General features: G+C 38.2%; 10 protein-coding genes. 1 reads left to right on the forward strand and 9 read right to left on the reverse strand.

Annotated features, from left to right (window positions below; translation table 11 throughout):
* Window positions 1-23: 23 nt before the first annotated feature.
* Window positions 24-623 carry a DUF3244 domain-containing protein gene (locus E1140_RS06945; protein ID WP_221412650.1) on the reverse strand — a complete coding sequence of 200 codons (600 nt, stop codon included), beginning with the start codon at window positions 621-623 and terminating at the stop codon, window positions 24-26.
* A gap of 173 nt (window positions 624-796) precedes the next feature.
* On the opposite strand from E1140_RS06945, the gene E1140_RS06950 reads away from it, so the two are divergent.
* Complete coding sequence (locus E1140_RS06950) at window positions 797-1,669, forward strand: AraC family transcriptional regulator (RefSeq protein ID WP_155180797.1); 873 nt, start codon at window positions 797-799, stop codon at window positions 1,667-1,669.
* Between the two features lie 29 nt (window positions 1,670-1,698).
* Here E1140_RS06950 and E1140_RS06955 read toward each other — a convergent pair whose 3' ends face one another.
* The 8 genes from E1140_RS06955 to E1140_RS06990 all read right to left on the reverse strand — a co-directional run.
* Window positions 1,699-2,832 (reverse strand): DUF2911 domain-containing protein, encoded by a 1,134-nt coding sequence (locus E1140_RS06955; RefSeq protein WP_155180800.1) that lies wholly within the window; start codon window positions 2,830-2,832, stop codon window positions 1,699-1,701.
* Between the two features lie 139 nt (window positions 2,833-2,971).
* On the reverse strand, window positions 2,972-4,078 hold the full coding sequence (locus tag E1140_RS06960) for a pyridoxal phosphate-dependent aminotransferase (RefSeq protein ID WP_155180803.1): 1,107 nt from the start codon (window positions 4,076-4,078) through the stop codon (window positions 2,972-2,974).
* 88 nt (window positions 4,079-4,166) lie between these two features.
* Window positions 4,167-4,817 (reverse strand): glycerol-3-phosphate 1-O-acyltransferase PlsY, encoded by a 651-nt coding sequence (plsY, locus tag E1140_RS06965; RefSeq protein WP_155180806.1) that lies wholly within the window; start codon window positions 4,815-4,817, stop codon window positions 4,167-4,169.
* 80 nt (window positions 4,818-4,897) lie between these two features.
* Entirely contained in the window at window positions 4,898-9,766 is a 4,869-nt protein-coding gene (locus E1140_RS06970; RefSeq protein WP_155180809.1) for a hypothetical protein, read from the reverse strand.
* A gap of 106 nt (window positions 9,767-9,872) precedes the next feature.
* Window positions 9,873-10,709: a 50S ribosomal protein L11 methyltransferase gene (gene prmA, locus E1140_RS06975; RefSeq protein WP_155180813.1), complete on the reverse strand. Its 837-nt coding sequence runs from the start codon at window positions 10,707-10,709 to the stop codon at window positions 9,873-9,875.
* Window positions 10,709-11,470: a triose-phosphate isomerase gene (gene tpiA, locus E1140_RS06980; protein WP_155180816.1), complete on the reverse strand. Its 762-nt coding sequence runs from the start codon at window positions 11,468-11,470 to the stop codon at window positions 10,709-10,711. The genes prmA and tpiA overlap by 1 nt, the downstream gene beginning before the upstream one ends.
* 250 nt (window positions 11,471-11,720) lie before the next feature.
* A complete protein-coding gene (locus E1140_RS06985; RefSeq protein ID WP_185153465.1) occupies window positions 11,721-12,839 on the reverse strand; it encodes a PorP/SprF family type IX secretion system membrane protein in 1,119 nt (372 codons plus the stop codon).
* 10 nt (window positions 12,840-12,849) lie between these two features.
* The coding region (locus E1140_RS06990) for a PKD domain-containing protein (protein WP_155180821.1) at window positions 12,850-14,920 on the reverse strand (2,071 nt) is incomplete at its 5' end.

Raw genomic sequence — 14,920 nt, forward strand, 5'->3', positions numbered from 1 at the left:
ACACTATAAACTATAGATTAAAACTAATTTTTTACTTCAATTTCATTGTAGAATGTTTTCTTGCCGCTAACAACTTCTACATTATAATTACCAACAGGTAATTTAGAAAGGTCAAATCTTTTGCTAAAATTCAAGTCACTACCGAATGAATTTTTGAAGATAATGCTACCTGCAGCATCTCTTATCACCATTGCAGTAGCCTCTTGATTTACATTTAAGTAGTTCAAGTCCATCTTCTTATCAGAAACCTTAACATAAGGATGATATACTGTTTCGAAAGTAGGCTGAGAGATAACAATTGACTCACTATCAATCGTAACAGGCATTACTTTGGTATATGTTTCATTTTCCATTTCAATTTTATATTCACCTGAAGTAAGGTTTTTCAAATCGAAACTCTTTATATATCCATTGCTGTTAACCACATTTTCTGAGAACAAAACTTTACCGAAGTTGTCCTTTAAACTGATCTTAAACTTTTCAGTTACATCAGTTGCCATTCTAATGGTCAAAACTTTAGCTCCTTTGTTAGAAACTTTTAAGAAAGGAAGACCTTTAGAAAATCCTAATAATGGTAGGAGGGTTAAAACTATAACTGCTCCAAATCTCTTTGCTTTTGTCATTTTCATAAACTTATTATTTAAAGTTATGATGCAAATGTAGGACGGGGTATGCATGCATACTATGATAGGATTTTCCAATACATATACTATTTTAACCCTGATGTAACATTTATGTGAGATTAAGAGATAAAATCAAATAACTTTTGAATTTTTACATCGTTAAAGCAAGATATATGTTATACAGCAAGCCAAAATTAGAGCAAATAGAACCCAGTTTTGGGAGCTCATTGCTTATTCAGCAATTCGAGAAGTCATCGCCAAATAAGGATCCGTTCTGGCATTTTCACCCTGAAGTAGAACTTGTTTATGTAAAGGGTGGAAATGGAAAACGACATGTTGGTAATCACATATCATATTATCAAGACGGAGACTTAATGCTTATTGGCTCTAACCTACCACATTACGGTTTTACTGATAGATTAACTGGAAATGAATCTGAGACAGTACTTCAGATGAAAGAAAACTTCCTAGGCAATGATTTTATAAACCTTCCAGAAATTAAACCTATAAAAGAACTCATCGAAAATGCCAAGCTAGGTATTGTATTTACTGGCGAGACCAAGGATAAGGTAGGAGCCAAGTTGGCCAACCTTAATAAGCTACCTGCTCTTGAAAAGTTAATTGGTTTGATTGGCATATTGAATGATATGGCAGTGAGTAAAGAATACTTCTACCTTAACCCAGAAGTTGTTTCAATGGAGGCCAATGCCATTGACTTGCACCGAACTACTCTCATTTATGATTATGTCCGTAAGCATTTCACAAGAAACATAACGCTTGATGAAATAGCTGAAGAATCTTCAATGACTGTGCCTGCATTTTGTAGGTACTTTAAAAAGTTAACGAATAAGACCTTTACCCATTTTGTAAATGAGCACAGGATAGTCCATGCTTCCAAATTACTGACTGAAGGTTTATTGAATATAACGGACATTTGTTTTGCCTGTGGTTTTAATAATATCTCACATTTTAACCGGCAGTTTAAAGAAATAACGGGTAAGAGCCCCTCGGAATATAGAAAGGAATTTAAGAAGGTGTTAATGTAAATAGGAGGCTTAGAGCCTCCTTTTGTTTTTTAATTAAAATCTTTACCCTCTTCTAAGGTTTTTATGAAACCCTCCAGAAACTGCTTAGACTGTTCAGGTGCCATTTTAATAGCTATTTTTTCATATTTAAGAGCATTCTTAAAGTCTCCCATGGCAGAATATCCTCTTGCCAGTCCATGAGGCGCTAACCAGTTATCTGACCACTTTTTATTAGCTGCCTTAAATATCTCCATCGCCTTTGCATCCTTATCCTGTCCAATAAGCTGTCTCCCATAATTGTAATAATTACCAGCATTAGCATCTGGTAGTCCAAGAGCTTCTGCCATTACTTTATCAGACGCATCATTTTTACCCATTGCTGTTAACACACCCGCTTTTAAAGCCATGGTATTAAAGTTTTTCTGGCTGAAAAACTGTCCCTCAACTGCTGCTGATGCGTATCTCAAGGCAGCATCTAGGTGAATATTATTTTGAACAAGATAATTAGCCGCAGCCTGATATGATTGGATGTTAAAACCCTCACTTCCCTGAAGCTTATCTTCAAAATTAGTATAAACTAATTCAGGCGTATTAACCTTGATGTCAATGGGAATACGCTTCTTCTCCCAGTCTAGCGCCAAAGTTGCTTCGTTAGTAGAAGCGTCTATAAAATGATAGGTAAGTAGATTCGTTTGATCAATTTCTTCTGACTGAACATCCACTCTTAGCGCATCATCCGCTTTATCATAAAAATAGCTGCCCCACGCATCTGTCTCATTTGAGAAGATGAGTGTCGCTTTTCCGTCTTCATAAACAGCAACATGGAAACCATACTTTCCGGCTTTAATTGGCTTGCCTGCTACTTCTGCATCTGTTGAAAATTCAATGATAGTATTTTCATTAGCCCCGGCACGCCAAGGCGCTTCTGTAGCTGTACCAAACCCAAGATTAGTAAATCCATAAGGAACCAGCTGGCCCCAAATCTGGCCAGAACGGTCGTTGCCTCTCCCATCAATAACAGATGGTCTGGAATAAGTTACCGTGATGTCTGTGATTCCTACTTTCTGTGAAACCGATGCGGCTCCACTCACTTGTGGTGTAAATACTACCCCTTGAGCCATTACCTGACCCACAGATAGAACTGACATTGCAAACAGTCCTGCAAACAAATACTTTAATTTCATGATATTGTGTTTTGGTTTAATTAAATAAAGCAAGTTCGGACTGATATCTAATCAACGAAAGACTGCTGTAGCCGACCGTTTAATTACATGATTTGCAACCATTTATGATAAATGGTTTTAATTCCAGTTTTGTGGGTAGCTACGATAATACTTTTTTCAATGCGCTATTAAATGCATTAACCTCCTCCATAGTACCAGTGCTAATTCTAGCCCAATTATCCATTGGTGGGAAAGGTCGGCCTATTATGACATTTTGCCCTCTCATGTCACCTATTAATTGTCTTGTAGGCACACCAGCATTAAAAAAGACAAAGTTTGTATGTGATTTTATGTACGATAATTTAAGTGAATCCAAAGTTTTGTAAATGGCGTTCTTAGCTTCCAAATTTTTACTTACGCTATACTTATAAAACTCATCATCTTTAAGTGCTTCTGTGGCAGCAGCAATTGCCAATATATTAGTACTGGCCATAACATTATTTTCCAGCCTCCTGGCTATATCCGGGCGAGCAACCAAATACCCAACACGCACCCCGGCAAGTCCATAGACCTTAGAAAAAGTTTTAGAAACTATCACATTCTTACCCTCTTTCACTAATTCAACCATTGAGGGGTAATCAGGCTCTGTGATAAAATCATAATAAGCTTCATCACTAAATATGACAGCTTTCTTCTCCAAAGAATTGCAAAAATCTTTGAGTATATCTTTGTTCAAAAGTGTGCCAGTAGGATTGTTTGGATTGCAAACAAATATGAGCCTGGTTTTACTAGTCACTCTATTGGCCATTGCCTGCAAGTCATGCTCCATCTTATCATTCAGTGGCACTCTATGCACATAAGCTCCCTGATTCTCAGCATACCTTAACATAGCCTGAAAAGTTGGGTCTGCAGCTATTATCTCTCCGCCAGCAACACCATAAGTTAACCCCGTAGCACATAATCCTTCCGTGGAGCCTCCAGTTACGACAATATGATCTGCAGTAACTCCTTCTTTGTCAGCAATCAGCTCAGCAAGCTCACCATTAGATGGGTATCGGCACCCAATTTCAAAAGCATTGGTCATTGCTGCCCTTACCTTTTTAGAAGGACCATATGGATTCTCATTAAAATTTAGTTTTATAGGTTCACCATCCAAAAATGGTCTTGGTTCAATATCAAGGGCAAGCGCTTCTGTTTTTGCCAGCAAGGCTGCTGTTCCTACTAAACCAATAGATTTTAGCCACTGTCTTCTATCTATATTCCTCATAATTGCGATGGGTTAAGCAATCAATATAGAAAATATATTATTGCATTGCTAATGCAATGAAAACGTTTGCTACAAATATAGAGGGCTATTAATTGCTTTTCTTAGACTTAACAAGGTATGTCTTGCTTTCCTCACCAACAGCAATTCTCTTGATATTCTTGTTGTGCGTCCACACAATGATAATGAAAAGGAAAAATCCGAAAATTATCAATAGAGGTTCATTGGTTTTAAATCTTGGAACGAATAGCAAGAAAGTGGGAAATGCCAAAGCACTTATTATAGAAGATAAGGATACATATTTAGTAATGATTAGAGAAATAAGGAATACCACAATGCATAAAAGTGCCACCTCATAATGTATGGCAATCATCATACCTAGAAGAGTAGCCACACCCTTGCCTCCTTTGAAGTTTAAGAAAACAGAAAATATGTGTCCAAAAACAGCCACTACTCCAAATATCAATTTAAATGTTACCAGGTTCTGCTCTTCAATTAGATTAAGCCTTAAAAGTAATACCGCTACAGATGTAGCAAGCATACCCTTAATGATATCAGCAAGCATTACTATTGTCCCTGCACGCTTACCTAAAACTCTGAATGTGTTAGTTGCTCCAGGATTACCACTACCATGTTCACGTACGTCAATACCATACATTACCTTTCCAAACCAAACTGCCGTTGGGATTGATCCAAGAATATATGCTAAAAATATACCTACCAGTAAGGGTGCTATTGCCATTTAGTAAAAGATTTAGTTATTAAAAAATTGATAATAATTACTTCTTCGTGTGTTAACAAATATACGAAAAATGATGGGTCTTAAAAGCCATCGTCATCATCATCAAAGCCGTCATCGTCAGAATCGGTTTCTTCATCCTGAGGTAACTCCTCATCTTCAACAGCTGCATCAAGGTTGTAAATATCATCAATGCCATAATATTGAAGCCTGAACCTGTTGATGAAATTTAAAGTTTCGGCTTTGTCTGCCGGGGCAAAAACGAGGTCTCCTATTTTAGCCTTAGAACCATTGCTCTTTTTACTGATAAGGTTGTTAAAAGCATTGTTTGAAGAATACATCAACAGCCTGTTGTCTTCAAAACTAAAGAAGTACCAGGAATCAGGTGAAGCTTTGACAAACAGGTTAAGTCCCGCTGCTCCATCTTCATTTCTTTTTATTTCAAAAAATCCTTCAAAGGCTCCGTTTATGTCATTTCTTTGAATATTGGACATTCCTAGTTTTCCCTCACTATAAAAGGCCTTTTGGTCAACAGACCATTTCATATCAACATTTGAAAATACCATGTTGGCAGAGGTCTCCTTTACAAAACCAGCAAGCGTAGTATATTCCTGAAGTGACCTTGTTTCATACTCTCTTGCCGCTCGCTCTCCAGCTAAGTCCGCTAACTTGTAAAGCAGTTGTGTTTGATCTCCAAGCCCCTCGGGTGCTCCCAAATTGGTGATTACATCTAAAAAATCAACCGCCATAATATCAAAGGCCTGGGCAGGAACAGGGTTAAAATTCATAGAAAAGAAACTGTTCAGGCTATATTCCTGATTGTTCAAATTTCCATGCCCAATAACTGATGAAAGCACGGTAACATCTTTCTTAGGCTGCATAAAATTTGCCTTGCCTTCAAAAGTTATATCTGAGGTTTTGTGATTATAGCGGAATATTTTGCCTGCAAATGTTCTTCCAGCTGCTTTGGCCGTATCTTCAATGGCGAATTCTTTTTTAATATCGTCAAAATGCAGTATGCCTGATGGTGTAAAGAAGTCTTCATCATCTGGCGTAAACTTTTGTGCAATAAAGGTGTGGTATAAACTATTATCACCAGCAGAAAAATGTAGTCCCGCTTCTAACCTGCGACCTTCTTCGGTTACCGCATTATCATAATTTACAGCTACCTCCGTCTGGTCTGCACTACTTTCATATTGAATCCAGGTTTTATATCCCGGCTCATCTATATCAAGTTTAACATAACCATCAAGTTCCATAGCAGGTTGGTGGGCATAGAGTATCATGTCGCCCTTGAAATACATTCCAGGTGATACTAGTAGATTCTGACCTTCAGTTACAGAACCATTGGCCTGAGTATGCTTTACAAATTGAGGTTCATTTTTTCTGGCTCCCGGGTTAGGTACATCCACTAAATGGAAGTTTTCCATCTTTATAGGAATAGTATCATTTAGGCTATTCACAAATTGATAGGTAGCATAGCCTGAAAACTCATTTCTTGAAACAATGTTAATAACCCCTTCGGTAAGCCTATGATACCCATTAAGGGTATCAAGAACGATGGTAGTATTTGTAAGCTGTCCTATTTTAGCATTTTCTAAGACAAGTACCTCATTATTTTCCGGAGTAATTTTAGCATCTGCCACAATGATGTAAGGAATCCCACTCACTTTCAATTCCAATGTATTGATATCATAAACCGCTTCCGTTGCCATGAAGCTCAAAGAGTCAAGATCTTCTCTAGTGGTATAGAAGTATGAATTCTCTAAAGGAACATCCGCAGGCTTGGTCATGGTGATTTTTTCCTCATTCAAATCCCATCTGGCCTCTGTAATCGAAGTTTTAAACTGAGCGTAGGGGAAAGCTAAGGCAGCCTCACCTTCCACCTCCGGACTTATCAGTGCAAAATTGTCATCCAGATCAAATTTCACCCTTACGTCATCACCATAAAGTGCTGATTTATCAGGGTTGTCAGATTTAAGTTCAAACTGTGTATGTCTACTGCTAAAGCTATTGTGCTCTAATGTTATGTCTTTGGATATGGATTCAGAACCTCGAGTTTCTAAAGTACCCGAACCATAAACACCTTTACCAGTTATAATAGCGGTACCATCTAAAGATGCCGTTTGGTTATAAAACTGTAATGGCTCATCTATATTTTCGACATACATGCTGTCCTTCTTAGGAAGCCAGTGCATCTTATAATTATTTAAAGAAGCCTGTGGAAATATAACGCCATTGTAATCCTCCTCCCTAATTTCCATGTAATTACCAGAGCCTGTTACCGAGTCAGGGTAAAAAACGAAATCCTTAGATTCTAAACTTGAGGTGAGGAAATCTATCTTACCATTACCTCTAATACCATTCTTATCAAGCTTCAAAGTATTATAGAAACGGCCTTCTCCCTCATATAGCTGGTATCCTTCTTCGGGGACGGCATGTTCAAATCCGAGTGAAAAGTCTTTTTGTATTTGAAGCCGTTCTTTAAACACAGGGAACATCCCACTCGACACAAATGTCCCCTCAAAAGCAATGGCCGATGCATCTGACCCGCCTAAACTATCGAGGTCAAATGGAGGCACCATAAAATACATCGATCGATCATAGACCCCTCCAAGGACCTGCTTTCTATCAAAATAAACTACTGCCCCCTTCTCAGAGTTGAACCTTGGGTAGTTTAGGTACTTTTTCTTACTCGATTTATTTCCAGGTTTATTAACATATAATGTGCCTGATGAGCTCTGAAGATTATTAGCAACTGTACCTCCACCCGTGGTAGAATCTGCAGAAACCAAAGAGTTGTCCACTTTTCTTTTTCCATTTCCACCTCTACTATTCTCATCTTTAACATAGAAGCGGATCGAATCAATCTCATTAAGATATATTAGAAAGGAATCATATTTAAAAGTAAAATCTCTACCTATATATTCGAAATTGCCTGCCAGTACTCTTCCATTAAATGAAAAGTCTCTATCCTTTAAAAACACAATTTCACTACTATCAGGCTGAACAACTACATTTAATGAATCACTCACTTTAAAGCTTTCTACTCCACGAACAGTCATAGCACGCTCACTAAAATTTAAAGTAGAGTTTGGCTTTTCACTGGTTACAGATTTTAAGATAATATTATCATAATCCTTATTACCATTTTTTGAATCATACATATGATAGGCCTTTTCTTTGATGGTCACCATATCAGATTGTGCTTCATAACCTACCAGCCCTTTCTGTGCAAGACCAATCATCGCTCCTCTAATAATTCTAACATCTTTCTTGTAGTGCTTCGCCAAGTCAGCAACATATATCTGATTGGTACCCTGCAGATTGGCATAATAAATAGCAATACTCAATGGGTTAAACGTATAAATTTTGTCACCCAAAGAACGGTAATCCTCATAATTGAAATGATCAGAAGATTCAAAGTAAGAGGGCACAATATTTCTTGCCTGAAGTATTGAGAAATCTATGCTGTCCGATTGTAAATCCCATCGAAGTATATCTGCAGTAAAATCGAGATTAAAGAATGTTGAGGTAAATGGTGTATTTCTAAACCCACCCTTGTCTTTTTGGGAAACCAGATACTGCTTGTTATAGTCATATTTAACCCTTACTGCTGGATGGTAGATAGAATCGTTGCCCTGATAAATAATAAGTGACGCACGATCAGCAGTTATTGTTGAGTCCTGAAATTCAAAAAGTTTAGCCTTAGCCCTAAATTTTTTTGCTGATTTGTCCTGAGCTTCTATAAATGAATACTCTCCCAATAAGGAAGCGCTTTTTAGCTTTGCTCCATCAAGCGCAAACCCACCCTTGTAAATAAAATTCTTCCCTAGGTTCTTAACTCTAATATTACTGTAATAACTAATAAACCTTGGGTATTTAGAATTAGCCGAGTCGTGCTTCACACTTTTATATTCAAACACACCTTCTACAGGGTCATTAAGTCTAAGCTTATCAGTGAGTTTTACACTTTCTGCCTTAAGCTGAGGCTTGCTTACATCAAAGCTGTATTCAGCCAAAGTAGCAAATACCGTATCTGGACTTAGTCCGGCTAGAGACCAGTCAAACTTACCTCCTTTGCCAACAAAGGTGTTAGAGTTGATTAAATAGTCTCCTGAGGTATTGTATAGAAAAACAGAATCATATGGGGTTTTAAAATTCAATGAAACCTGTTCGAACCGAACTACTGCGCCTTCGACAACTGGCAAAAGCACCGCACCACGAACCGCATCAATCATGGCCTGATCATCGTCATAGTTTTGCTCTTCGTAGTCATCAACATATTCACCCTCATCATTCCAGTTGTCATCGTCCCAATTATCGTCATCCCAGCCGTCATCGTCCCATTCGGTGTCCCAATCATCATCGGCAGGTTCTTCATCAAAATCATCGAACCATTCATCATCAGCCGGCTCCTCATAATCATCTACCACCTCCTCGACAACCGGAGGCTCAACAAATTCAAAGTAGTAATCAGCATCTCCGATATAGAGATTGTTCGATTTGGCGAAGAACAGCGCCCTGTTTTTAAATAATGAATTAGAAAACCTCAAGAATTTGATCGTTTGCTCATTATTATAGGTAGAAATGACTCGATCTGCAGTATTTAAATAATCGGTAATTTTTTGATTATCAGCAGCTTCTACCTGAATAGCATTAACAAGAGCTGCGCAATATACTTCCTGATAAGGGCGTAATTTATAGCCCTTATCTTCCATCGTTCTCATCTGAGTGACTGCCTTTTTCTTCTGATCATCACCGAGTTGCGACCAGATTAAAGCGAAGTTATCACCAATCTCACTTGCTGTGGCCCCACCTGTGTTATTAAGCAATGTGCTAACTGAATCACCAAAAATGGTAATATCATCAGGCAACACCTTTTTTTGCCCATAAATGGAGGTGGTAGTGATCAGAAAAAGACCAAGAAGATATGGTTTTAAATTAATCATCAATTAACCCATGAAATTCTCAAATAAATGTGAATAAACCAATTCGATAGAATTTGCGAGGGAGTGTTTGATTTAACGTAAATAAAATATGGAAGATTGCGCTGAACTAGTTTTTAACAAAAATTAAAGAAGACCAGTCATTCTTTTCATTTTGACCTACCAGCTCAAGATTAACTTCATTTGCCTTAGCCACAAGATCATCATTATCGTGCGTGTAAAAGCCGCTTAAAATAATCGTGCCTCCACTTTTGGTAAATTTGCTGTATGCGCCAAGCTCATCCATAAGCACATTTTTATTGATGTTAGCTAAAATAATATCGAATTCATCCTGAAGTTCTATAGTATCTATTGTGCCGCCTAAAACCTCAATATTTTGGCAATCATTCAAGGTCACATTTTCGGGAGCATTTTCAATACTCCAGTCATCAATATCATAAGCAATCACTTCTTTGGCTCCCAACTTCTCAGCCAAAACGGCTAAAATTGCTGTGCCACAGCCAGCATCCAGCACCCTCTTTTCATCATGATCAATGCTCATTTGGTGCTTTATCATCAAATAAGTAGTAGAATGATGTCCGGTACCAAAGGACATTTTAGGTGTGATTATGATTTCATAAGGGTAGTTGCCAAAGGATTTGTGAAAAGTAGCCCTCACCAAACATTTGTCTTCAACTACAATAGGGTCATAGTTTTTCTCCCACTCCTCGTTCCAATTCTTATTCTCAAATTCATTAATAGAATAGAAAATAGAGGCCTCTTTGTATCTATCTGTCAATTGATTAAGAACTTCTGCATCATAGTCTTCCACAAGAACATATGCATCTAAGCCCTCATCCGTTTCCATCATTGAATCAAAACCTAAGGCATACAGTTCTGCTATAAGTATCTCCTTGAAGGCCTCAGTGCATGTAAATTTGACCTCAATATATTGTGTTGGCTTCATTAAAAGGACTTCACAATGTCCGTAAAGTCTCTTGACTTCAGTGAGGCGCCACCTATCAACCCACCATCAACGTCAGGGCAAGCAAACAACTCTTTTGCATTGTCAGGCTTACAGCTACCTCCATATAATATTGAAAGACTTTCAGCGATATCATCACCATATTGACCAGCAACATATTTTCTAAGTGCAGCATGAACTTCCTGAGCTTGTTGTGAAGAGGCAGTTTTACCTGTACCTATTGCCCATATTGGCTCATAAGCAATAACAACTTTAGAAAACTCATCCGCTGAAAGGTGGAAAAGACTTTCTTTTATCTGATTACAAATGAATGTCTCGTAATTTCCTGATTCTCTGATTTCAAGTGACTCACCACAGCAAAAGATCGGAGTTAGATTATTTGCCAGTGCCAAATCAACCTTTTTAGCCAATTGAGCATTTGTTTCTTTGAAATATTCTCTTCGCTCGCTGTGTCCAATAATAACATGAGTCGCACCGATAGAACTGATCATTGATGCAGAAACCTCACCAGTAAATGCTCCTGAAACATTCTCATTACAGTTCTGTGCTGATAAATAGATCTTATCCACATTTTTAATAAGATTCTTAACCTGAGGCATTAATACAAAGGGAGGTGCTAAAATTACTTTAACATCACCTCTAACTTCATCAGCCACCATGTTTACAATTTCAGTGGTTAGTTTCAACCCTTCATTTAGGGTGTTGTTCATTTTCCAGTTACCTGCTACTATTTTCTGTCTCATGTATACAAAAATTTTAAAGAGAACAAAGATATTGATTTAAGTTAATTAAGGTCTATTTGTCGTGCTTTGTTAGTATTCAGAATGAAATTAAGAACAACCTTATAAAAGATTACCTAATGTCACAGGAGGTTCTTAAGCCAAGAAAGTTCTTGCAAGAAAGAAAATATTTTTAGGCCTAATTTTCTACTAACAGCAGAGCTATCTATTCTGATGGATGTTAGGTTGTCTGAATTACAAGCAAAACAAGTTTTTAACGGTAATTCCTCCTTCTTTTAAACTTTCGTTTCTTTTGCAGTCCACGATTTTTTCTAAGCCTTTTGCTTTTGTATTTCTTTCTCTTTGGTTGATTATACCTCTTATTAGGGTTTAAACTTTTTATTTTATGTTTTGATAGTTGTGCACGTGACCCTGTAACGGTTCGTTTAGTGAGCGTCTTTCTGCGAATGGCGAGTGCCATTTTTGCCTGCTGTATGTAACTGGCATTTTTATATTTGTATCCCGTTCTCAGCAAGTCATATCTCAAGACAATTTCATGAGTTGGGTTATTCGATGATAATATACCTTGATTAACCGTTTCATAAGTGTATCCTAAGGCCAGCCTATTATTTATTGATAGACCAATAGAATGACTCCACACATTAGTTTGTCGGAATGAGCTACCTATCATTATTAGCTCATTATAGGTGTAAAATAATCCTGCTGACAATTGAGAGCCACTAGCAGCAAGGTTTCGATAGTTTATCACTGGCTCTAAAACATCCTTGCCCCCGCGCATAGGGAGCATAAGTCTTAAATAGGCATTGTAAAACTGTGAAAAATTCACCCCTGTTTCATTTGCAGTAAAAGAACTGGCTAGTCTATTCGCAGACACGCCAGCTAAATAGTAGGTACTTCTAAAGCTTACTCCCACCGATAGATCAAGATTATTTACATTTTCTCCCAAGTTTACCAACACATCTTCTGTCAAGTCTTGTGCTACCAGTTGGTCTCTATTTATTCTTATGTTGGAGTATTCACCGGACAGGCCAAACGAGAAGGCCTGATCCCCATTGAGAGGAATATGATAAGCAACAGCTCCAGAAAGATATAAATTTTCATAAAAGTTGATCTGCTCAGAAAGCAAGCTAAAGCCTATTCCTAAGTTAGTTTCTGGAATTGGTGTATTTATGCTTAAAAAATTACTTGTTGGTGCCCCTTCTGTATTTATCCAGCTCCTGTTATGAGCTAATGTGAATGATCCGTAATCAATACCAGAAAAAGAGGGGTTGTATATAAATGTATTCGTAAAACTTTGTGTAAATAAAGGCAAGTCCTGACCAAATACGCTAGTTGTATAAATAAATAAAAAAGCAGTAAATAATTTCTTCATAACACTCATTTTATTCTATCACACTTATAACCTGTTGCTTTCTAACCTCACTACCACCAAAACGAATAATCACTCTACATACATAGTTTCCACCACTCAGCTTGGGTATGTTGGGCATCTCATTAACATCATTGCTAAACCGGGTTGTTGAGTAAACTTGCTTACCCCATCGGTTGAGAAGTTGAACTTCATGATCGGGATACCTCTCAATATTTTCGATATAAATGAAGTCATTCTGTCCGTTGTTATTTGGTGTAATTACATTGCCAATAGTAATGAGAATTTCGGTACTTACATTTATGATTTGAGTTGCGATATCTTCACACGCCCCATTAGAACTTGTCAAGGTAACTGTATATTCACCCTGCACATCATAAGTATGGCTAGGGTTTTGCTCACCAGACGAACTTCCATCACCAAAGTCCCAACTCCAGCTACTTACATTTCCTGTTGATCCATCCATAAAATTATATTCAAGATCACTTGTGGGTGATACAGCAAACTCAAAATTCGCTACTGACGACTCCAGTAAATCAAAAGTCTTACTTACTGCTTGTCCAGTGCCACAATCATTGATACCTGATACAGATAACTGCCCTGACGCTGCCGGGGAAAATTGTATCTCTGGTAGGTCAGTAACAACTGTACCTGAAGGTGTTTGCCATTCATACTGAGTAGCTCCGCTAATGGCTGTAGTGGTATATAAAGCCTCCTCACCAGTACATAACAAATCGGGCCCATTAATGGCGGTAGCATTTTCCGGCAGGCTTAATATTTCTATATCTATTTCACTCTCACCGCTACAACCATTATTGCTTATGGAATAACTAATTGTTGATACCCCTTGTCCTGCAACTGCTGGATCAAAAGTTCCATTATTAGCATCGGTTATGCCTGGTCCACTCCAAATACCTCCACTTGGCGTGGCTGTTAACGTGAAGGGGGCATCACTAATACAAATAGCGTCTATATCACTAATAACTACTTCAGGGCTTTCATTTACCTCAATATTAAGAGTTTGTTCATCACTACACCCTCCCAGATCTAGTTTATAGGACACTGTGATTATACCTACACCTGACTGGCCAGGATCAAAGGTGCCAGCAGCTTGGTCGGTTATTCCAGAGCCACTCCAAGTACCTCCAGGATTTATCGGTGTCAGGTTTAATGGTGCATCTGAAGTACAAAAAGGTCCAGCTGGGCTGATGCTGGCATCTGGAGTATCAAACACTGTTACATCTGTGGTCGCAAAATCTGTACATCCATTTTCTGATATTTCATAAGTAATAGTGTATGTTCCTGCCCCAACTCCGGCTGGATCAAAGGTGCCAGTTGCTGCATCAGTTATACCCGTGCCACTCCATGTACCACCTGATGGGGTAGCTACCAGATCTGTAGTTGCGTCAGTCAAACAAAATGGGCCCTGTGCATCGAGTGTAATTACTGGCAATGGGTTAACCGTTACCGTAACTGATCCTGCAACGCCAGATGATGAGCAATTATTAGCATCTACCAAACTAACTAATGTGTAAATGGTAGTAGCCGAAGGCGTTACGGATTCTAAGTGCCCATCACTTATTGAAGTTAAATTAATATCATTACTACCGTCATTGTATGTAACATCATAAGGGCCTGCTCCAGTCAAAGTAAATAACAAGTCTGTAGACTCGCCTTCGCAAATGGTAGCATCTCCACTTATACTTACTGTAGGGGCTGGGTTAATAGTAACCGTAGCAGAACCTGTAACCGTAGCAGGGCTACAAGTATTTGCATCCACTACACTGATCAATGTGTAAGTGGTTGTGCTCGTTGGTGCGACTGATTCTAAGTGGCCATCACTAATGCCTATCAGATCAACATCCGCTGTTCCATCATTGTAGGTGACATCATAAGGACCTGTGCCCGTCAAAGCGAATAATAAGTCTGTGGACTCACCATCGCAAATAGTAACATCTCCGCTAATGGCTACTGTAGGCAACGGATTGACAGTAACTTCAGCCGAACCAGTAACTGTAACAGGACTACAACTATTAGCATCAGCTACACTGATCAGCGTGTAAGTGGTTGTGCTCGTTGGCATT

This window comes from Fulvivirga lutimaris, from assembly GCF_009711525.1.
Classification (GTDB): Bacteria; Bacteroidota; Bacteroidia; order Cytophagales; family Cyclobacteriaceae; genus Fulvivirga; species Fulvivirga lutimaris.